Source organism: Phytoactinopolyspora alkaliphila (assembly GCF_010550695.1).
GTDB classification, from domain to species: Bacteria; Actinomycetota; Actinomycetes; order Jiangellales; family Jiangellaceae; genus Phytoactinopolyspora; species Phytoactinopolyspora alkaliphila.
The window spans coordinates 15,011-34,216 of sequence record NZ_JAAGOB010000014.1 but is presented as its reverse complement, the minus strand read 5'-3'; the positions used below and the strand labels follow the sequence as shown (position 1 = coordinate 34,216).

Sequence of the window (19,206 nt, the reverse complement as noted above, 5' to 3'; positions counted from 1 at the left end):
GAGCTGGGTCAATAGGTCACGCAGGCGGAACGCCACTCGGTGTAGAAGTCCCAGACCTCCGGCGAGCACTCGGGGGGACCGTACTGCGACAGTTTCGTACCGCCATGGGGAAGATGAGCGTAGGCACCGACGCCCGGGCGGTTCACATGCAGCATCCCGGCCTCGAACCGGTGGACTGCTTCCAGGGCGCTAGAGAGGTCCCGCGTGAAGACGGTGGCAGACATGCCGTACTTGACGGAGTTGGCAATTCGGATCGCGTCGTCGAAGCCGTCGGCGTCGATGACCGAAAGCACGGGGCCGAAGATCTCCTCCTGAGCTATCTCGCTGTCCCACGGTACGTCCCGAAGGACGGTTGGCTGCACGTAGAATCCGGCCCGGCCGTCGACCTCGGCGGCGCCGCCACCGGCCACGACAGTGGCACCGTCGCTTTGTGCCCTGGCCACGGCACGCAGGCAGGTTTCCATGCTCTGCTGAGTAATCACCGGACACACGTCCGTGGCGAGATCATCCCCGGGGCCGACGGTGAGCCGCGAGACCCGCGCCACGACCCGTGTCAGCAAGTCGTCGCGGACGGCACGGTCGACGACGACGCGGCTCGTCGCGCTGCAACGCTGTCCGGCCTGTCCGAACGCACCAAGGATGATCGCTTCGGTCGCCGCGTCGAGGTCAGCGTCGGGCAGCACGACCAGCGCGTTCTTCCCGCCGAGCTCGAGTTGTGTCTTGAGGAGCCGCCCGGCGCCGGACTCCTGGATGGCCAGTCCGACGCCGGGCGAGCCGGTGAACGAGATGCCGGCTACTCGAGGGTCCGACACGAGAGCCTTGCCGGGCTCGCTGTCGCCTTGCACCAGGTTGAGCACGCCCTCCGGAACGCCCGCCTCCTGGAACATGCCGACCAGCAACGCCGAGGTGAGCGGCGTCAGCGGGGAGGGCTTGAGTACGGCAGTACACCCCGCGAGCAGGGCCGGCGCCACCTTCCACACAGGGATCGCCAACGGAAAGTTCCATGGCGAGATGAGGCCCACTACGCCAATCGGTCGGCGGAACGTGAACGCCACGGTCCGCGCGTCCTCCGCCGGAGTGGTGATCCCGTTGAGGCGGCGGGCTTCACCACGGGTGAAGTCGAGAATCTCCAACGACCGTTTGACCTCGCCTTGTGCCTCTGAAAGGCACTTGCCCTGTTCACGGGTGATCACCGCGGCGACCTCGGTCGCCCGCTCGGCGAGGATGCGTTGTACCCGGGCCAGGATGCCGGCCCGACGGATCGGCCCACGTTCTCGCCACTCCTCTTGCGCCCGCGCCGCGGCCGCGACCGCGGCATCGACGTCGGCGGAATCCGAGTCGGGGAAATCTCCGATGACATCGGTGAGGTCGGCAGGGTTGGTGTTCCGGCGGTGGGCCCCGCCCTCGGGCGGGACCCACCGCCCGTCGATGAGGTTGCAGAACAGATTGAAGTCGATCGGGCTCATCCGCGGGTTCCTCCAGGATGGGGCAGGTACGGCCGATGGTCCTGCCGACAGAGACCGGCGTCCGTCGGCATCGTCACGCCGTGGGTCTAACCGGCATCGGGACGGACGAGGACCCGGGCATACCGGCCTTCTCGCATGAGATCGAATGCCTCGCGCACGGAGCTCAACGGCAACGGAGGCGAGACCAGTCGACCCAGATCGCGATACCGACCGTGTGCCAGCAGCCAATCCACCCCGTGCCGAAGGTCATCGCCCGTGTAGTTGTGCACGCCGATCACAGTGAGCCGTCGAGTGACCACGATCGCCGGGTCGACGGGCACCGTGGAGGCCCCCGGGCTCACCGAGCCGGCGGCGATGAGCCGGCCGCCGATGTCGCAGACGCCGAGTGCCTCCGCGAATGCGTCGGCGCTCCCCGACGCCTCGATGACCACTGGATAGGCCTCGGCTTCCAGACGCGGTGAGCGTGCCCCGAAACGCTGGGCGAGCGCGACGCGATCCGCCGAAGGATCCTTCACCTCCACCGTGTGGCCGGCGCTGGTGAGCATCGCGGCACAGTAGGTCCCCACCGCACCCGCACCGAGCACCAGGATGCGCTCCGGTGCCGCGGTCATGGCAGCCGCCGAGACGATGGCGGCCGCAGTGGCGACCGCACAGCCTGCCGACACCACCTCGATGTCCGTCACGTCGTCCGGAATGCGCAGCACCGGCACACCCGGCAGGAGCCGCACATGGCTGGCCAGCGTTCCCGTCGCGTAGGGCGGGGACGTCACCGATTCGTGACCGTATTTGATCACCGACCGGCACTTCATCGACAAGCCTCGCGCGCAGCGGTCACACTCCCCGCAGGCGTTGAACAGCCCGAAGACGATGCGATCCCCCTGGCGCAACGGCTCTCCCCGCAGATCGACAACCGCTTCGTCGGCCTCCGTGACGCGTCCGACGCCCTCGTGGCCGAGCGCGGTCCGGTGCGGAGAACTACGGTGGCCGAGCACCGTATGCAGATCCGAGCCGCAGATTGCCGCCGTGCTGATGGAGACGTCGATCTCACCGGGACGGCGAGGCGGCAGATCGATGGTCTCCACACTCACCACGCCGCGGTCGAACACCGTAATGGACGGGCGAAGCCGGATGATTGATTCCGCTCTCAGCAATCCGTACTCCCGTTCAGCAGCTCTCGCGGAGCTGCATTCTGCCCAAATTCGACTGGATTCAATGTAATCGCCAGAGCAGGATATCGACGGTCTCCGGATATTAGCAATGTCACATTAGCAATGCCCTCATAACTGATTCACATCCCGGCCTCTACCGCCTTGAGCTGCTAAGGTGAATGCTTGGTTAAGCTCGGGATCGATGTATTGACGGCCGGCGTTCACGCATGTTCAATGCAACTGTGTTCTTATTCGAATGCAAACCGCGTTCTTATTCGATGGTAAGCCATGTTCGCGGAAGATCTTTTTCGCCATCAGTATCCTCGGACACATTACCGAGGCAGAGAAGGAAGGCGTGACCGTGCGGATACGTAGCACACTAATGAGCATCGGCGCCGCGGTGATCGTCCTGGCGGCCTGCTCTACCGGCGACGAGCCTGCCCCAGGCGAGCCGGAGGGCACCGAAGGCACAGCACAGGACAGCCGGGACGTCTCCGTCCAGCTGTATCAGGCGCCGACGTCTTTCAATCCATTGATCGCGTCGATCGGACCCAACCACCTCATCAGCCAACTGCACTGGGACGGCCTCGTGAGCGTAGGGCCGGACAACGAGTACGAGTCACGGCTGGCCGAAAGCTGGAGCGTCTCCGAGGACGGTATGACCTGGACGTTCGACCTCCGCGACGACGTCACCTGGAGTGACGGCGAGCCGTTCACAGCAGATGACGTGCTGTTCAGCTTCGAGCTCTATGCCGATCCCGCGTCCGGGAGCGCCAACGCCGGCAAGTTCGCCTCGGTGGACGGTGCCGCGGCGTTCGCCGACGGTGAGGCGGATAGCATCGCCGGTTTCACCGCACCGGACGACCACACTTTCGTCGTGTCTCTGACGGAGCCCAACTCCGCGTTCCTGATCGACCTGATCCAGCCGATCCTCTTCATCCTGCCCGAGCACGTCGTCGGCGAGTTCCCGGTCGAGGAGCTGACTGACCACCAGTTCTTTCGCGAGCCCACCGTAGGACTCGGCCCGTACGTCTTCCAGCGATGGGTCACCGACGATCAGATCGAGTTCCACCCGAATCCGCAGTACCGGAACGAGCTCCACCTCGACAGGGTCTTCGCACAGTTCCTCACCACGGACGTCGCGATGGCTCAGCTGGAGACCGGCGAGATCGACTACGCGCAGGTAGCAGCCGCCGATGCCACCAGAGTGGAGCAAATCGACGGTGTCACGCTGCACCGGGACGAGGGTCCGGGCGTGATGGCTTTGCACACGGCGCATGACTCCGGCAAGCTCGCCGATGTCCGGGTACGCCAAGCGATCCTGCATGCCATCGACAGGGACTCTCTGGTGGACGAGGTTTTGAACGGCGAGGGCAAGGTGGTCGACACCCTCATCCACGGCCCGGACTGGGCCATGCCGGATGATCTGACGCACTATGACTACGATCCCGCACGAGCGCAGGCCCTGCTGGATGAGGCTGGATGGGATTCGGAGACGCCGGTACGGCTGGAGGTCACGCCTGGGCAAGCTGACCGGGACACCATCGTCACGATCGTCGCGGGCCAGCTTCAGGCCGTCGGCATCGACGCTACTGTCGCCGAGATGGAGTCGTCGGTCATGGCTGAACGCATCGGAGAACGCGATTTCGATCTGCTGATCTCCGGCTACGGGATGTTCAACATCGATCCCGCGGCGATGGACGCGCGCGTCAAGTGCAACCAGATCGGCGGCAGCAATCTCAGCGGCTACTGCAACGAGGAACTCGACGAACTGCTTGAGCAGGGCATCGCGACGGCTGACCAGGACGAACGTCAGCAGATCTACGCCGAGGCGCAGCGGATCATGAATGAGGAAGTGCCGATCATCCTGCTCTACTCGCCGAACAACCTCGCGGGCACGAGTGCACAGTTACAAGGTTTCGAGACCGCCGGATCGGTGTCCAACCACTTCTGGAACGCTGCCGACTGGTCGGTCGGCGGCTGACCGGAGTGCGCGCCGTTCGTGACCTGAGGAAAGGGCGGGCCGTGTGATTGCGTTCCTCGTCCGGCGTCTGATGATCTCGGGCGTCGTGCTAGCGGCGATGAGCATACTCTTGTTCGTTCTGCTCCAAGTCATGCCGGGCGACCCGGCGGAGATGATGATCGATCCGTTCAGCTTCGCCGGGAACCGCGAGGAGGCAGTTGCACGAAGACGTGAACAACTCGGCCTCGACCAGCCGGTCGTCGTGCAGTACTTCCGGTGGCTCGGGGAGCTCCTCCAGGGCAACCTCGGATACTCCTTTTCCTCCGGCCGTGCTGTGTCCGAGGTCATGACCACGCGTCTCAGCGGGACGATTCGGCTCATGGGGGCGTCGATGCTGATCGCGGTGCTCGTCGGCATCCCGGTGGGAATCGTGGCCGCATTGCGCAGGAACACAGCCGTCGACTACACGGCGTCCTTCGTCAGTCTTCTCGCCATCTCCGTGCCGAGCTTCTTCGTCGCTCTGCTCGGCATCTACGTTTTCGCGTTGACTCTGGGGTGGCTGCCCACAGCGGGGATGAACTCACCGGGCGGGACAGGACTGTGGGACTCGCTGCGCTATCTGATCCTTCCTGCGTCGATTCTCGGCTTCGCCTTGGCCGGCCCCTATATGCGCTACGCCCGCTCCAGCATGCTCGAAGTCCTCGGCCAGGACTTCCTCGTCACCGCTCGTTCAAAGGGGCTGTCGCGACTCCAGGTGGTGGGCAGGCATGCGCTCCGCAACGCGATGATCCCCTTGGTGACGGTCGCCGCAATACAGATCCCTTCGCTCTTCGCCGGCGCTGTGGTCATCGAGCAGATCTTCGCGTGGCCGGGAATGGGCCGGATGGCGCTGGAGGCCATCTCGGCTCGGGACTATCCGATACTCCTCGGCTTCGTCATGGCCGTGGCGATTCTGGTGGTGGTCTGCAATCTGCTGGCCGACCTTGCCTACGCCATCATCGACCCTCGGATCAGGATTGGCGGGCGCGCATGACCGTCGTTCAGGAAGTCACACCGTCGGCGACACAGCAGCCAGAGATGGCAGTGCCACCAGGGCGGCTGGCGGTCAGACGCTTCATGCGGCACCGCCTAGCCGTGGTCGGCCTCGTGGTACTCGTACTCATGGGGCTGGCGACGTTGGTGTTGCCGTTGATCGTCACCACCGACCCTAACGCCGTCGACCCGACGGCATTCCGCCGGCCGCCGAGTTCCGAACATCCGTTGGGCACCGACTCAGCCGGGCGGGACGTGCTGGCACGGCTCATCGCCGGCGGTCAGATCTCCTTGCTCGTCGGGCTGATAGCCGCATTCGGCGCCACGGTCATCGGAATGACGCTGGGTGCGGTGGCCGGCTATTTCGGCGGTTGGGTCGACGCGACGATCAGCAGGCTCACCGACGTGGTCCTCTCATTCCCCACGTTGATCGTCGTGATCATCGTTGTCGCATTCGTCGGACCGAGCCTGACCACGCTGGTGCTGGCGATCGCCCTGTTCGACTGGCCGACGGCGTGCCGCGTCGTCAGGGGACTGACGATGTCCCTGCGCGCGCAGGACTCGATCACCGGCGTGATCGGGTTGGGAGCCGGGCCGTTGCGGATTCTCCGCAAGCACGTGGTCCCGACCGTGGTGGCGCCCCTGACGGTGGTCGCCACGATCCTGGTCGCTCAGGCGATCATGCTTGAGGCCGCGTTGTCCTTTCTCGGCCTCGGCGTACCGCCACCGTCAGCGAGCTGGGGGAACATGCTGAACGAAGCCCAGTCCCTGTCGATTCTCGAGTCGATGCCGTGGCTGTGGCTGCCTCCGGGCCTCGCCATCGCGCTGACCGTCCTGGCGGTCAACTTCGTCGGGGACGGACTTCGGGATGCCGTCGATCCGAGGACGACGCGATGACGGCCGCGGAGCCGCTGCTCGCGCTGAGGGACGTCGTCACCACATTCCGAACCGACATGGGGCGCGTCCCGGCGGTGAACGGCGTCAGCTATTCGGTACTGCCTGGAGAGACGGTCGGGGTCGTCGGCGAATCGGGATCCGGTAAGAGCGTGACCGTGACCTCAGCACTCGGCCTCCTGCCCCACTCGGGCACGGTCGAGTCCGGCCAGGCCGTCTTCGCCGGTCGTGATCTGTTCACGCTAGGTGAGCGGGAGTTGCAACGGATTCGAGGCCGGGAGATCGGCCTGATCTTCCAGGACCCGATGAGTGCGCTCAACCCCGTCATGACGATCGGTCGGCAGATCTCGGAGGGTTTGCGCCGGCACGACCGGCGGCTGTCCCGCTCTGCGGCACGTGCCAGGGTCGTCGAACTGCTGGCCGAAGTGGGTATTCCAAACCCGGCCGCGCGGGCACGGCAATATCCGCACGAGTTCTCCGGCGGCATGCGCCAGCGCGCCATGATCGCGATGGCCATGGCCAACCGGCCCCGTCTCCTGATCGCCGATGAGCCGACGACGGCGCTCGATGTCACTGTGCAAGCTCAGATTCTCGCCCTGATTGCGCAGGTTCAGGCCGAGACCGGCGCCGCATTGATCATGATCACGCATGACCTCGGCGTCATAGCAGAGATCGCCGACCGCGTCGTCGTCATGTACGGCGGACGCGTCGTGGAGACCGGACCGATCGGCAGCGTATTTGGGAAGCCAGGGCATCCCTACACCCGTGGACTGCTGACCAGCCTTCCGCGACTGGACAGGCCCGCCGCGGAGTTGTACGCGATACCGGGTCAGCCACCCAACCCGATGTTCCTACCGGACGGATGTGCCTTCCGCGTGCGGTGTGAGCAGTCCCAGAACCGTGTCGAGTGCTGGACACAGCCAGACCTGACAGCGTTGACGCCCGGCCATGCCAGCGCATGCCACTTCTCGCACGAGCTGGCCGCATCAGAGGAGGTAAGCCGGTGACGAACGCGGTTCTGACCGTGGACGGCCTGGTCAAGCATTTCCCGATACGGAGCGGCGTACTACAACGCCAGACCGGCACCGTTCAGGCGGTCAACAACGTTTCGTTCGAGGTCAACCACGGCGAGACACTTTCGCTGGTCGGCGAGTCGGGATGCGGCAAGTCCACCGTCGCCAAAAGCATCATGCGGTTCCACCAGCCCACTGCGGGAAGAGTCCTGCTGAACGGTACCGATCTGGCGGGTCTGTCCGCCCGGGAGATCAGGACGCTACGCAAACAGGTCCAGTTCGTCTTCCAGGATCCGTACGCGTCCCTACCGGCACGAATGCCAGTAGGCGAGATCATTGCAGAGCCGCTGGAGATCCATCGGATCGGCAATCGGCGGGTCCGCAAAGAACGAGTCCGGGAACTGCTCGAAGTGGTCGGCCTGGGAGCCGAGGTACTCAACCGGTATCCCCACCAGTTCTCCGGTGGACAACGCCAGCGGGTAGGTATTGCGCGGGCACTTGCTCTGGAACCGACGTTGCTGATTCTCGACGAACCAGTCTCCGCCCTCGATGTGTCGATCCAGGCCCAAGTGGTGAACTTGCTCGACCGGCTACAGCGCGAGCTGAGCGTCGCGTATCTGTTCATCTCACACGATCTCGCCGTGGTTCGTCATCTCACACACCGGGTCGCGGTTATGTACCTCGGCCACATCGTCGAGTACGGCGACGCTGACGAAGTGTTCAACCGTCCCACTCACCCGTATACCCAGGCCCTGCTGTCCGCTGTCCCGAATCCCGATCCACACCTGCGCGGCCGAGGTCACCGGATCGTGCTGCACGGTGACCTTCCGAATCCATCCGATCCGCCGTCGGGCTGCCCGTTCCGTACCCGGTGCTGGAAGGCGCAGGAGCGCTGCGAGACGGAGCGGCCCCGACTCGAACAGCGCGTGGCTGACAGCGGCTCGTCGGCGTGCCATTTCGCCGAACCATCCACTCACTCGGTGTCGTCAAGGACATGAGCCCGGCATGTTTGCCGCCCCGGCAGGCGGGTGAGTGCTCAGCGGGCCGTCCAGCCGCCGTCGACCGGCAGCGCCACCCCGGTCACGTAGGCCGACGCATCCGAGGCGAGGAACACCAGGGCGCCGGTGACGTCGGACTCCGTGGCCATCCGGCCCAGCGGTACCCGGGCGGAGTACGCGTCGACGAAAGTTTGCTTCTGACCGCTGTACAGCCCGCCGGGGCACAAGCAGTTGACTCGCACGCCGTGCCGGCCGAGAGCCGATGCCAGGTAGCGGGTGAAGCCCCCCATGCCGGCCTTGTCGTAGGCGTAGAACAGCGGCGAGGTCTTGTCGGTGCCCTCGTACATCGGGAAGTCCGGACCCACCAGGCCGTAGATGGAACCGATGTTGACGATAGAGCCGGCGCGCTGCTCGGTCATCGTCGCCGCGACCGCCTGGGTGACCAGGAAGAGCCCGCGGGAGTTGACCGCCGAGGTCGCGTCCCAGTCCGCCGCGCTGGTGCCGGCCAAAGTACCTCCGGCCCGGTGCACCGCGTTGTTGACCAGCACGTCTATCCGCCCATGCGCGTCCAGGACAGTCTGATGGAAAGCACTGATGGACGCCTCATCGGCCAGATCCAGCTGCTCTCCGCTGGCCGACCCGCCGTGCTCGCGCAGTTCAGCGGCGCCTTGCCGGGCGGTCTCGGCATGCCGCGAGGTTACGATCACGTGGGCGCCGGCCTCAGCCAGCGCGGTAGCGAACGGTGTGCCGTAGAGCCCGGTGCCGCCCGTCACGACGGCGACCTTGCCAGTCAGGCTGAACTGGTCCAGCACACTCATCGGCACTCACTTCGTATCGGTGAACAACTCTCCGGAATGCTATCAGCGGTTCTATTAGATGATGTCGCTTGTTTCGACCAGTGGGACTGGTCAATTCCGTGCACCGCGCTGGCCCATCCCGGACGCCAACGCATGGCGTCGCGCCGCACCCCGGAGGTCGCATGAGATCCGTCGCCGTCAGCGGGCTGGGTTCGATCGGCCGTCAGCACATCGACGCTCTCGCCGGCCTCGCCGACGTCCGCGTCGTCGCCTTCGACCCGGCGATCGAACTGCACGAACAGGCGCGGAGCCGGGGCGTGGAACTCATCGTGACCGACTTCGACGCGCTACTCGACCTCGATCCCGACGCGCTGGTGATCGCCGCGCCCGACCAGTTCCACCTGCCGCAACTTCAAGCCGCCAGTGCGCGGGGTATCCCCACCCTGGTCGAGAAGCCGCTCGCGCCTTCGCTGGCCGACGCAGCGGCAGCGGTGGACGAGATCCGTGCAACCGGCACACCGGTGCTGGTCGGCTACGTGCTCCGACACCGAGCCGTGGTCCAGGCCGCACATGCCGCGATTCACGACGGCCGGATCGGTACCCCGGTGTCCTTCCAGGTGATGCTCGGCGCTTACACCACCATCACTAAGGCCGTGTCACGCTTCGCCACCGCCGAGGCCGACCGGCTGTACCGCGACTACTCCCATGAGTGGGACTACCTGCGCTGGTTCTTCGGCCCCATCAGGCGGGGCCTGGCGGTCGCCCGCACCATCCTCGGCGTGCCCCACGTCGAGCAGCCCAACGTCGTCGACGGATTGCTCGTCCACACCAGCGGCGTAACGGGGGCTTTCCATATCGACTACGTCGAACCTCGCGGGCTACGCACCATCCAGGTTGCCGGCACGGGCGGGTCTCTGCTCGCGGATTTCGGCCGCGGCACCCTCACCATCCGGGCCGCCGGAGAGGACTTCGACCAGCATCGCTCCTATCCGGAAGCACCGTCCGCGGCATTGGGTCGCCAGGCCCGCCACCTTCTCGACGTCGCCAGAGGCGCGGTCACCCCTGCCGTAAGCCTGGACGACGGGCTGGCCGCCCTAGCGGTCACCGATGCCTTGCGCGCGTCGGCCGTCTCGGACGACTGGGTCAGCTTGGTGCAGCCTGGTCCACCACACAGCATGGATGGTTGACACAAGTTCGCGGCCGCCGTGCATGACGATGCGCCAGGGCTGTCGCCTCGGTTACGAGGCGATCGCGCGTACAGCTTGCCGCAACCGACAACATGATCGTCGTCGACGCCTACGACGCGCAGGTCGAGTCGAGCGCGTCGCTGTCGACGGCCTGATCAAGCACTGAGCCGCGGCCCTGGTTCCTCGTCCAGACACCATCTCAGCAACCGTCCTGAAGCCGGATCATGCGTACGTCGCGCCCCTACCTGGCGAGCCTGCGCAGACGCATCAGGGTCTTGGCATCGGTCCGCACCACGCCAACGCCCCTGTGATGCGGGAAGACCGGGCCTCGGCCGGCTAGGTCCAACGCGGTCCTCGCCGCGCGTCGGACTGTCTCGCTATCACCGGTTGCCTGTGCGATTCGAATCAGGGCCTGATGCCATCGAAAGAGCACGTTCGGGAACTGCGAAGAGCCGCGCACGAGTGCCTACCAGCGGTCGTGGTCTTCTTCGACGACAACGACTGGTAGTTGGACGGGCCAGACCGTCGCGCTAGTCCCGTCGCGGCGAACCGCGCTCGCGCTACGCCATCGTATGACCTCATCGCAGACGGCGAGGTCTGATGTGGAGAACGGCACGGTGCCGTCCCGCCATCTCGGTGGTGGCGAGCCGGCCGTTCCTGGTTCAGTGCCAGTCGCTGATCTGCACGTCCCGCGGCGCCGGCGCGCCCTCGCCGGTCTCCACGAGCGATTTCAAGCTCAATAGATACGACGCCCACTTGGTGCTGCAGTGGTGCATGAACTCCACCGGCTCCTTCCAGCCCTGATGCTTGAACAGCACGATGGTGAAGTCGCCGTCCTGGCGGAGGTCCCAGTGAACTGTCGTGCCGACCCATTCCGCGGGGCCGTCTACCACTTTCCACACCACCCGCTCGGCCGGCCGCAGCTCGAGCACCTCCATGTCGAAGCCACCGACCGGGGGGAACCGGAACTCGAGCACGCCGCCGGCGACCTCGCCTTTCCCGTTCGTGTCCTCGGTCCACCAGCCGGCGAGACCTTCGACGGTGGTCAGCGCCTCGTATACCTTCTCCGGTGCCGTGGCCTTCGCCCCGACCCTGTGCAGAATGTCCACCATCTCTACTCTCCTTGATCTTTTCCGCCCTGTTGGGCGTTCTGGGTGTTCTGGATCGTCTCGGCGATCCGCTTGATCCGTTGCAGGCGCGCGTCCCACGCCGACCCCACCGACGACAGCTGGGCCACCGCACGGGCGAGCTGCGCTTCGTCCACGCGATACCGCCTCTCCCGTCCCGCCGGTGCAGCCCGCACCAGGCCCACGCGGTCGAGGACACCGAGGTGCTTGGCTACCGCCTGCCGGGTGACCGGTAGCTGCTGGCCGAGCGTGGTCGCGGTACCGCCGCCGTCGATGAGCAGCATGTCGAGCATGCGGCGGCGGGTCGGGTCCCCGATCGCGGACCAGAGGTCGTCGTCGACGTCGTTGGTCATCGCGAGGCTCACGACCGCGTTTCCAGCGTCGCGGCGTACGGCGCCAACCGCGGCAAGAAGTGGTCCCAGCCGGCGACATGCTCCTGGTACTGCTGCTCGAGGACTGCGGCCTCCCAGCCCATCTCGCGGAATCCGGTCTCGGTCATCTTGAGCAGCGTCCCGCTGCCTGATGGTGTCAGGTCGAAGGTAACCAGGAACGAGTTGCCCTCGGCCGCAACCTGGTCGGCTGGATGCGACCAGCGGAACGAGAACATTCGCGGCGGCCGGGCGTCGACGACAGTGAACGGCACGGCCGTGCCGCCGGCGTCCCCACCGCTGAACACGATCTCCCCCACGGATCCCGGCGTCGGCTCGTACCGGGCATCGTCCGGCCACCACTGCTTAAGGTGGTCGGGGTTACTTACCACCTCGAAGACGATCTCTGGTGACGCGTCGACGTAGACCTCGCGCTCGATGGTTCCGAACTCCATGTCAGCCTCCTGCAACGTTTGGTTGCGCGTCAGTCTACGCATAACGCACGACGATGTGCAACCATTGGTTTCGCGTTGGAGTCGTGCCGCCCCTACATTCCCCGGCCGCGGGCCCCATGATGTCCTGGTACGGTCGCTGCTCACCCATGATCTAGGCACCGGCCGATAGCCGTCCGACGCGGCCCACAGCCCCTAAGCTGGAAGGCGCCCTGGAGGGATCGGGATGATCGAGAAGAAACTCAGAGTGGCGGCCTACGCCGTGTGCATCAGCGACGGTCAGGTCCTTCTGGCTCGTTACGTCTCTCCCGACCGAGCCGAGAAGTACTGGACATTGCCCGGCGGTGGAGTCGACCACGACGAGGATCCCTATCGCGCGGTAGTCCGCGAGGTCGCCGAGGAGACCGGCTACGACGCTCGAATCGAACAGCTTCTGGGCGTCGATTCCCGCTCACGTCGCGTCACGAGAGATGGCACGGAGACGGACATGCACCTCGTCGGCATCTACTACCGAGCCCGGGTCATCGGTGGCGAGCTGACCCATGAGATCGACGGATCGACCGACCTCGCGGCATGGGTTCCCCTATCAGAGGTGAAGACCTTGGAGCGGGCCGCGCTCGTCGACACCGGCCTCGCGCTGGTGAGCACACAGCCGCTCGACGGACACGTCCCGCCCACAGCTGTCGACGGCCTGGTCAGGGATTGAGTTACAGCCTTACGCCTCGTCCTGGCGCCTTTGATTCGTCCTGACGCCCTCCAGTCGCGCCAAAGCGCCAAGAACCGCGGTTTGGCGCGATTAAAGGGAGTCAGGACGACTGGAAAGTGCCAGGACGAGGGTTGGCGCGCGCTACGACGCCGTCCATCCCGCGAGCCGGGCGAAGACCGGCCATGCGTCAGCGGCGTAGAAGCGGTGCCCCCCATCGCCGATTACCAGCTCACACGCATCCGGTGCCCCAGCGGCGTCGTAGACCGCTTGGATCGTGACGAACGCCTCCTCGACGCCGGCCACCGGGAAGAGTGGGTCGTCCCGGCCGGCCACGACCACCAGGGGACGCGGCGCGATCAGCCCGGCCAGGTCCGGCATGTCGAAGTACCGCAGCGCTCCAGGGAGGTAGTTGTCACTGCAGTGGTCGATGCTGCCGATGCACGCCCGGTAGGTACAGATGGAACACGACGGCATCACGGCGGAGATGCGTGGATCAAGGCAGGCGGCGTACCACGACACCGTCCCACCACCGCTGTTACCCAGACACGCGATCCGGGACAGGTCCAGCACCTCCCCGAAGCTCTCGGTGAGCGCGTCGATGGCACGGCTGACGTCCCACACCCGCTCCCCCACCATCGTTCTGCCCAGCAACGACGCCACGTGCGACGCGTGGTGACAGGGTCCGTCGACGTGACGCCGGTCAGCCGGCCGACGATCCGACCTCTCGCCGAAGCAGCGCTGTTCCATGGCGAGAGCGGCGTAACCGCGGGATACGGCCTGGACCGCGAAGTCCCGGTCACCTTCGGGCGTCTTCGGCTCCAGACTGAACCCGTCCGCCCGCCCCAGCGAGTTGTGCATCCCGGACGTGTGCCCCTGCAGGCACACCACCACCGGAACCGGTTCGGCAGCATCGGCCGGCACCAGCAGATGGCACGGCACATCCGCGCCCGGCTCAGCCGTGAACACGAAACGCGTCTCTGTGAAGCCGTCCCGCTCGACGCGCCACTCCACCCGGACATCCAGCGACGCCGGTGACGGCAGCGCACCGACCACCTCACGCAGCCGCTTACCTAGAGCATCGCGCCAGGTATCAAGGTCCGCCGCGCCGTCGAACGCGAGCTCGGGCCGCGCCGCCTCCAGTAGCCGCTCGTGCACGGACTCGGGCGCAAACCTGTTCACCGTCATGGCAGGTCTCCTACCTCGCGCTGGAGCCGGTCCAGTTCGGTCTCAAGCTCCCTGCGGACCTGTGCGTACTCGGGATCGTCGTGGACACTGGTCAGCTCCATCGGGTCACGTTCGAGATCGAACAGCTCCCATTCCGTCGGGAAGATGCGATCGGAGTTGCCGGCCAGGCCGTATCCATCGCCGTAGTAGCAGATCAGCTTGTACCGGTGGGTGCGGACGCCATAATGCGCACGAATACGGTGGATCTGGTCATCGTGCATCCAGTACCGGTAGTACATCGACGTCCGCCAGTCATCCGGCCGTTCACCACGCAGCAGCGGCACGATGCTGCGGCCCTGCATCGTGGGCAGTTCCGGCACGCCGCCAAGCTCCAGGAACGTCTGCGCGAAATCCACGTTGAGCACGAGGTCGTCACAGCTCGACCCGGCCGGGATGAGACTCGGGTAGCGGGCCAGCAGCGGCATCCGCAGTGACTCCTCGTACATGAACCGCTTGTCGTACCAGCCGTGATCCCCCAGAAAGAATCCCTGGTCCGAGGTGTAAACGACCATCGTATCCTCGGACACGCCCTCCGCGTCCAGATAGTCCAGCAGCCGGCCCACATTGTCGTCGACCGAGGCCACACACCGCAGATAGTCCTTGATGTAGCGCTGGTACTTCCACACCAGCTCTTCATCGTCGGACAGCCCGCTCGGCACGGGTTCCTTGAGGTCGGTAGCGTCCATGTCACGGGCGAGCCGCATGACCGCCGCCGAGGCCGCTTCCGACCGGCCGCTGTAGTCGTCGCGCAGCGTCGGTGGCTCGGGAATGTCCACGTCGTCGTACATCGTCGCGTGTTTGTCATCCGGCTCCCACGGCCGATGCGGCGCCTTGTGGTGCACCAGCAGGCAGAACGGACGTTCCCGGTCCCGCCGCGCCAGCCAGTCCAGCGACAGGTCGGTGATGATGTCGGTGGCGTACCCCTCGTGTGCCTGCCGCCCGCCCAGCGAGATCATCTGCGGATCGTGATAGTCACCCTGGTCCGGCAGCACCATCCACTCGTCGAACCCACGAGGATCATGCAACTCGCCGTGCCCCAGATGCCACTTCCCGAAGACCGCCGTCTGGTAGCCGGCCTCACGCAACAGCCCCGGGAACACAGGCAGCCGTGCGTCGAACTGCGTGTGCAGCGTCGTCACACCGTTGATGTGACTGTAGGTTCCGGTCAGGATCGATGCCCGGCTCGGCGTGCAGATCGAGTTTGTGCAGAACGTGTTGCCGAATCGCATCCCACCCGCCGCGATCCGGTCGATGTGCGGCGTCGTGTTGATCCGGCTGCCATACGCGCCAATGGCATGTGCGGCATGGTCGTCAGACATGATGAACAGGATGTTCGGCCGGTGACTCACGTTGAGACCCTCCTGCGCGCGGCACGCCCACTATAGGCAGCCCGCACCACGGCGCGTCCAGAGCCGACCGCATCGCCCGTGGGCTGCGCCGTGCACCGAAACGCCACGGGGCGGTGCGGGCGCCGCGCAGTCGGCCGGGATGCACAGCGCCGAGTGGGTAACCGGAGAGCACAAGGTTCCCGCACACGGAGGATGGCATCGATGAACCCCCACACTGGTCCCCACGTACTTATGGCCGGCCTGGCGTTCGGCGAGTCGCCACGCTGGCGCGACGGCCGGCTCTGGTTTGCAGACTGGGGAACGCACGAGATCATGACAGTGGACGACGATGGTGAGGGAACCATGGTGGCCCAGGTGGACTCGTTCCCCTTCTCCTTCGACTGGCTACTGGACGGCCGGATGTTGATCTCCTCCGGCACGGACCATGCACTCCTCTCCCTGGAGAGCCGCACGTCGCTGTCGGTCTACGCCGATCTCAAGGCCATCAGCGACAAAGCGTGGAACGAGATCGTCGTCGCCTCCAACGGCAATGCCTACGTCAACAGCATCGGCTTCGACATGGACCGCGACGAGGACTCCGATCGTGGCCTCATCGCCGTCGTCAGCCCCGACGGCCAGGCTCGGCAGGTAGCGGACCGGCTTCACTTCCCCAACGGCATGGCCATCACCGCCGACGGTTCCACCCTGATCGTCGCCGAGTCCTACGGGAACAAGCTGACAGCCTTCGACATCGAGCAGAACGGTGACTTGTCCGGTCAGCGGACGTGGGCCGATCTGGGCGACGGCTCACCGGACGGGATCTGCCTGGACGCCGAGGGCGCCGTCTGGTACGCCGACGTGCCGAATCGGCGCTGTGTACGTGTCGAAGAAGGCGGGAAGGTCCTGCACACCATCGACGTCGACCGCGGCTGCTTCGGCTGCATGCTCGGCGGCCCAGACGGCCGCACGCTGTACCTCATGGCCGCCGAGTGGCCCACCGCGATGACCGAGGGATCGCGCACCGGCCGGGTCCTCACCGCGAAGGCTCCGGCACCGCACGCCGGGCGGCCCTGACGGGCGAGCTGACCGCGCCCGGCGGTCGGCGACCACTCGCGATGCCCTCACAGCACTCGCGACATGCCCCGCCGGTACAGGACGACAGCCGCCGCGATGCCGCCCGTCACCGCCGCGATCAGCAGGCCGGCGCCGATGATGCTGCCCAGCGCCGACAGACCTCCGGTACAGACCGTCGAGACCTCGGGAACACCACCAGAGCCGACCTCCACGGAGCTGGACTCGGACACACACTCCGTAGATGCCAGGAACAGGCCGCCGAGCACCACCCACACCGCGACGCCGGGAAGCGGCAAGACGAACGTGCCCAGCAGCTTCTCCCACGGTGTCCAGAGCGTCGAGGCCCACAGCAGCACCAGCCCGATCAGAAACGTGACGACGGGGAGATAGAAGAACAGCGTGACCGAACTGAGCATCACCAGCGCGACTACAGCCGCCGGCACCCATGAGCCGGCCAGCATGCCAGGGCCGCGCTCATCGAGGCTGCCGCGGTGCGCTGCGGCGTGAGACTCCGCGCCGTCAGCCTCAGCGCTCCCACAGGCCTCGGCCGCGATCGTCAACGGGTCACCGAGCGACGCCAGGACGCGGTCGACGTCGTCGTCACTGGGCTCGCGCTCGGCGAGGTCGGACTCGATGTGCTCCCGGATGGAGGCGACGATCTCCGCTCGGTCGACGACGCCCCTCTCCGCCAGCGCCGCGTCGAGTTCGTCCAGATACCGCCGCACCTTCTCGACCTGTATCGCACTGCGCATCGATCCCTGACCCGAACCCTCAGCCATCACTGCCTCCTGCCTGGTCACCAATCGCGGCATCGACGGCCATGCGGAAGGGCACCCACGCCGATTCGAAGACCCGTAACGCCGCACGCCCATCGGCCGTGAGGCTGTAGTACCGCCGTGGTGGTCCTGTGCTGGATTCGCGCCACGTCGTCGTCACAAGTCCACCCTTGCGGAGCCGGGAAAGCAAGGGATACAAGGTTCCCTCACCTGCGAGTAGAACGCCGTCTGTTAGGTCCCGGGCGATGTCGAGCCCATATCGCTCACCGTCACGGAGCAAAGCCAGGATGCAGTACTCCAGCGATCCACGCCGGAGATTCGTCATCACCTGAGCCTCGCTAGGTACCATGCGTGACAACATAGCATGCCCAGCGCGCCGCTCGCTGGCCGGGCGGCGCGTCACCTCGACTCAACAGAGACCACGCCACAGCCTTACGGTCGGGTTCGGCCCCTCGTGCGTACGAGTCAGGAACCGCCCTGACTCGCAGCCTCCTCGAGCTCTTCGTCGGAGACAATCCTGCGGTCCGGGTCCGCGGCCGAGCCATCCTCCGGCTGGAAACGCAAGCCCTCCATGTAAGGCGTCGGATTGCCGCGGCGCACATCGAGGAATTCCTTGGCGTAGTAGCCACGCGCCTCCGCGACGTCCATCCTGCCGGTGACGATGTCATGCATGAGGTTCAGCGCGAGGAAGTTGGCCTGCTCGTCGTGGCATCGGGCCGACACCTCCCCCGCAGTTCGCTCGACGACGACGCTGCCGTCGAATTCCACCAGCGACGACACGACTCGTGGATCAACGTGGTAGTCGATGACCGATTCCACCGAGTCGATATGCGGGACAGGGAAATTGTGCTCATGGAAGACCTTCGACGCCTCGATGCGCTTCCACGGACCCACGCGGTACCAGATCAGCAGCGACGGGCCGGCCTCGTGCGGCTCACCGTACGTGTCGATGACCAGCTGAGCCGCTTCCCGGGACTCTTCGGGCCAGTCCTCGATGATCTCCGAAGCGCTCATGACGCTCGCCCCCTTTGAATCGGATTGTCCTTGCCGGCCAGATACCCCAGGAGGGGTCGCCCCATTCGGCTCTCCGGCGGGTAGTAGACGCGGCACCTCGGTTCATCGGTCTCCCATGCCTAGTCACCTGAGTCGGCACGGCATCACCGCAGGGGCTTCAGGGGATTACCAGAGAGAGCTACGGTGGGCGTGTGGCCATCACGATCCAGCGGCTGGAGCTACGCGTCCGTCCCGGACACCTGCCCTGGGACTCGAGCAGGCGTTACGACACCGTGGACTTCCTGCTGGACGGCCGGGACCTTCAGGAGTGGTTGAAGCGGTGGACTCCACCAGAGCATCGAGGCGTCGACGGCTACCTTGGCCATCCAGTCGGCACCGACGTCGATGAGCTGCTCGCGGGTCGCTGGTCCGGAGATGCCGAGGGCTTCGGCGGCCGGACAGCACTGCTCGGCTGCCAGTGCACCGAGATCGGCTGCGGCCCGCTTGTCTGCACGATCCAGATCGACCGCTCGGCAGTGACCTGGTCTGAGTTCTCCCGGTTCCGAGGCCCCACCTTCGACTACGAACCCGTGGAGTTCGAGTTCGAGCGCCATATGTATGACCAAGCGATCGAACAGTTCATGACCTCCCGTCGTTAGC

Annotated in this window: 20 protein-coding genes; 9 read left to right on the top strand and 11 right to left on the bottom strand. The window is 65.8% G+C overall.

Going from position 1 to position 19,206, the window contains the following annotated elements; translation table 11 throughout:
• Nucleotides 1-8: 8 nt before the first annotated feature.
• Both G1H11_RS21240 and G1H11_RS21235 read right to left on the bottom strand, forming a co-directional pair.
• Nucleotides 9-1,466 (bottom strand): aldehyde dehydrogenase family protein, encoded by a 1,458-nt coding sequence (locus G1H11_RS21240; RefSeq protein WP_163820618.1) that lies wholly within the window; start codon nt 1,464-1,466, stop codon nt 9-11.
• An 86-nt stretch (nt 1,467-1,552) separates the two neighbouring features.
• Nucleotides 1,553-2,557, bottom strand: a complete 1,005-nt coding sequence (locus G1H11_RS21235; protein WP_216844003.1) for an alcohol dehydrogenase catalytic domain-containing protein — start codon at nt 2,555-2,557, stop codon at nt 1,553-1,555.
• 412 nt (nt 2,558-2,969) lie between these two features.
• On the opposite strand from G1H11_RS21235, the gene G1H11_RS21230 reads away from it, so the two are divergent.
• From G1H11_RS21230 to G1H11_RS21210, 5 genes are read left to right on the top strand one after another with little or no spacing between them, the layout of a single operon-like run.
• Nucleotides 2,970-4,598 (top strand): ABC transporter substrate-binding protein, encoded by a 1,629-nt coding sequence (locus G1H11_RS21230; RefSeq protein ID WP_163820617.1) that lies wholly within the window; start codon nt 2,970-2,972, stop codon nt 4,596-4,598.
• A gap of 43 nt (nt 4,599-4,641) precedes the next feature.
• Nucleotides 4,642-5,610: an ABC transporter permease gene (locus G1H11_RS21225; protein ID WP_343074899.1), complete on the top strand. Its 969-nt coding sequence runs from the start codon at nt 4,642-4,644 to the stop codon at nt 5,608-5,610.
• 44 nt (nt 5,611-5,654) lie between these two features.
• Nucleotides 5,655-6,506: an ABC transporter permease gene (locus tag G1H11_RS21220; RefSeq protein WP_163820615.1), complete on the top strand. Its 852-nt coding sequence runs from the start codon at nt 5,655-5,657 to the stop codon at nt 6,504-6,506.
• Entirely contained in the window at nt 6,503-7,510 is a 1,008-nt protein-coding gene (locus G1H11_RS21215) for an ABC transporter ATP-binding protein (RefSeq protein WP_163820614.1), read from the top strand. Before G1H11_RS21220 ends, G1H11_RS21215 begins: the two co-directional genes overlap by 4 nt.
• Nucleotides 7,462-8,514, top strand: coding sequence for an ABC transporter ATP-binding protein (locus tag G1H11_RS21210; RefSeq protein WP_163820613.1), 1,053 nt, complete (start codon nt 7,462-7,464; stop codon nt 8,512-8,514). Before G1H11_RS21215 ends, G1H11_RS21210 begins: the two co-directional genes overlap by 49 nt.
• 38 nt (nt 8,515-8,552) lie before the next feature.
• Here G1H11_RS21210 and G1H11_RS21205 read toward each other — a convergent pair whose 3' ends face one another.
• Nucleotides 8,553-9,332 carry an SDR family oxidoreductase gene (locus tag G1H11_RS21205; protein ID WP_163820612.1) on the bottom strand — a complete coding sequence of 260 codons (780 nt, stop codon included), beginning with the start codon at nt 9,330-9,332 and terminating at the stop codon, nt 8,553-8,555.
• 161 nt (nt 9,333-9,493) lie between these two features.
• On the opposite strand from G1H11_RS21205, the gene G1H11_RS21200 reads away from it, so the two are divergent.
• A complete protein-coding gene (locus G1H11_RS21200; RefSeq protein ID WP_163820611.1) occupies nt 9,494-10,498 on the top strand; it encodes a Gfo/Idh/MocA family protein in 1,005 nt (334 codons plus the stop codon).
• Nucleotides 10,499-11,160: 662 nt separating this feature from the next.
• Here the strand turns inward: G1H11_RS21200 and G1H11_RS21195 are convergent.
• Genes G1H11_RS21195 through G1H11_RS21185 form a run of 3 tightly spaced genes read right to left on the bottom strand, consistent with a single transcriptional unit; the run spans nt 11,161 to nt 12,448 of the window.
• Nucleotides 11,161-11,610 carry an SRPBCC family protein gene (locus G1H11_RS21195; protein ID WP_163820610.1) on the bottom strand — a complete coding sequence of 150 codons (450 nt, stop codon included), beginning with the start codon at nt 11,608-11,610 and terminating at the stop codon, nt 11,161-11,163.
• Nucleotides 11,611-11,612: 2 nt separating this feature from the next.
• The gene (locus tag G1H11_RS21190) at nt 11,613-11,978 is read right to left on the bottom strand and encodes an ArsR/SmtB family transcription factor (RefSeq protein WP_163820719.1); all 366 of its coding nucleotides are present in this window, start codon (nt 11,976-11,978) and stop codon (nt 11,613-11,615) included.
• A gap of 8 nt (nt 11,979-11,986) precedes the next feature.
• Nucleotides 11,987-12,448, bottom strand: coding sequence for an SRPBCC family protein (locus tag G1H11_RS21185; protein ID WP_163820609.1), 462 nt, complete (start codon nt 12,446-12,448; stop codon nt 11,987-11,989).
• A 223-nt stretch (nt 12,449-12,671) separates the two neighbouring features.
• Between G1H11_RS21185 and G1H11_RS21180 the strand changes: the two genes are divergently transcribed.
• Entirely contained in the window at nt 12,672-13,151 is a 480-nt protein-coding gene (locus G1H11_RS21180) for an NUDIX hydrolase (protein WP_174257865.1), read from the top strand.
• A 141-nt stretch (nt 13,152-13,292) separates the two neighbouring features.
• Here G1H11_RS21180 and G1H11_RS21175 read toward each other — a convergent pair whose 3' ends face one another.
• Nucleotides 13,293-14,336, bottom strand: a complete 1,044-nt coding sequence (locus G1H11_RS21175; protein WP_163820608.1) for an alpha/beta hydrolase family protein — start codon at nt 14,334-14,336, stop codon at nt 13,293-13,295.
• Complete coding sequence (locus G1H11_RS21170; protein ID WP_343074897.1) at nt 14,333-15,724, bottom strand: sulfatase family protein; 1,392 nt, start codon at nt 15,722-15,724, stop codon at nt 14,333-14,335. The genes G1H11_RS21175 and G1H11_RS21170 overlap by 4 nt, the downstream gene beginning before the upstream one ends.
• Before the next feature lie 201 nt (nt 15,725-15,925).
• On the opposite strand from G1H11_RS21170, the gene G1H11_RS21165 reads away from it, so the two are divergent.
• Nucleotides 15,926-16,777 (top strand): SMP-30/gluconolactonase/LRE family protein, encoded by an 852-nt coding sequence (locus tag G1H11_RS21165; RefSeq protein ID WP_163820606.1) that lies wholly within the window; start codon nt 15,926-15,928, stop codon nt 16,775-16,777.
• A 47-nt stretch (nt 16,778-16,824) separates the two neighbouring features.
• On the opposite strand, the gene G1H11_RS21160 is transcribed toward G1H11_RS21165, so the two are convergent.
• The 3 genes from G1H11_RS21160 to G1H11_RS21150 form a co-directional block, all read right to left on the bottom strand.
• Nucleotides 16,825-17,556, bottom strand: a complete 732-nt coding sequence (locus G1H11_RS21160) for an HAAS signaling domain-containing protein (RefSeq protein ID WP_163820605.1) — start codon at nt 17,554-17,556, stop codon at nt 16,825-16,827.
• Nucleotides 17,549-17,902 carry a PadR family transcriptional regulator gene (locus G1H11_RS21155; RefSeq protein ID WP_163820604.1) on the bottom strand — a complete coding sequence of 118 codons (354 nt, stop codon included), beginning with the start codon at nt 17,900-17,902 and terminating at the stop codon, nt 17,549-17,551. The genes G1H11_RS21160 and G1H11_RS21155 overlap by 8 nt, the downstream gene beginning before the upstream one ends.
• Nucleotides 17,903-18,018: 116 nt before the next feature.
• Complete coding sequence (locus tag G1H11_RS21150; RefSeq protein WP_163820603.1) at nt 18,019-18,567, bottom strand: hypothetical protein; 549 nt, start codon at nt 18,565-18,567, stop codon at nt 18,019-18,021.
• A gap of 191 nt (nt 18,568-18,758) precedes the next feature.
• Here G1H11_RS21150 and G1H11_RS21145 point away from each other — a divergent pair, with 191 nt between their 5' ends.
• The gene (locus G1H11_RS21145) at nt 18,759-19,205 is read left to right on the top strand and encodes a hypothetical protein (protein WP_163820602.1); all 447 of its coding nucleotides are present in this window, start codon (nt 18,759-18,761) and stop codon (nt 19,203-19,205) included.
• The last annotated feature ends 1 nt before the right edge of the window (nt 19,206 follow it).

What these genes read in the sequence shown, in the direction of transcription:
- G1H11_RS21240 (WP_163820618.1), bottom strand. Translation starts at nt 1,466, where the DNA reads ATGAGCCCGATCGACTTCAATCTGTTCTGCAACCTCATCGACGGGCGG.
- G1H11_RS21220 (WP_163820615.1), top strand. Translation starts at nt 5,655, where the DNA reads ATGGCAGTGCCACCAGGGCGGCTGGCGGTCAGACGCTTCATGCGGCAC.
- G1H11_RS21215 (WP_163820614.1), top strand. Translation starts at nt 6,503, where the DNA reads ATGACGGCCGCGGAGCCGCTGCTCGCGCTGAGGGACGTCGTCACCACA.
- G1H11_RS21210 (WP_163820613.1), top strand. Translation starts at nt 7,462, where the DNA reads ATGCCACTTCTCGCACGAGCTGGCCGCATCAGAGGAGGTAAGCCGGTG.
- G1H11_RS21205 (WP_163820612.1), bottom strand. Translation starts at nt 9,332, where the DNA reads ATGAGTGTGCTGGACCAGTTCAGCCTGACTGGCAAGGTCGCCGTCGTG.
- G1H11_RS21200 (WP_163820611.1), top strand. Translation starts at nt 9,494, where the DNA reads ATGAGATCCGTCGCCGTCAGCGGGCTGGGTTCGATCGGCCGTCAGCAC.
- G1H11_RS21195 (WP_163820610.1), bottom strand. Translation starts at nt 11,610, where the DNA reads ATGGTGGACATTCTGCACAGGGTCGGGGCGAAGGCCACGGCACCGGAG.
- G1H11_RS21190 (WP_163820719.1), bottom strand. Translation starts at nt 11,978, where the DNA reads ATGACCAACGACGTCGACGACGACCTCTGGTCCGCGATCGGGGACCCG.
- G1H11_RS21185 (WP_163820609.1), bottom strand. Translation starts at nt 12,448, where the DNA reads ATGGAGTTCGGAACCATCGAGCGCGAGGTCTACGTCGACGCGTCACCA.
- G1H11_RS21180 (WP_174257865.1), top strand. Translation starts at nt 12,672, where the DNA reads ATGATCGAGAAGAAACTCAGAGTGGCGGCCTACGCCGTGTGCATCAGC.
- G1H11_RS21175 (WP_163820608.1), bottom strand. Translation starts at nt 14,336, where the DNA reads ATGACGGTGAACAGGTTTGCGCCCGAGTCCGTGCACGAGCGGCTACTG.
- G1H11_RS21165 (WP_163820606.1), top strand. Translation starts at nt 15,926, where the DNA reads ATGAACCCCCACACTGGTCCCCACGTACTTATGGCCGGCCTGGCGTTC.
- G1H11_RS21160 (WP_163820605.1), bottom strand. Translation starts at nt 17,556, where the DNA reads ATGGCTGAGGGTTCGGGTCAGGGATCGATGCGCAGTGCGATACAGGTC.
- G1H11_RS21155 (WP_163820604.1), bottom strand. Translation starts at nt 17,902, where the DNA reads ATGGTACCTAGCGAGGCTCAGGTGATGACGAATCTCCGGCGTGGATCG.
- G1H11_RS21150 (WP_163820603.1), bottom strand. Translation starts at nt 18,567, where the DNA reads ATGAGCGCTTCGGAGATCATCGAGGACTGGCCCGAAGAGTCCCGGGAA.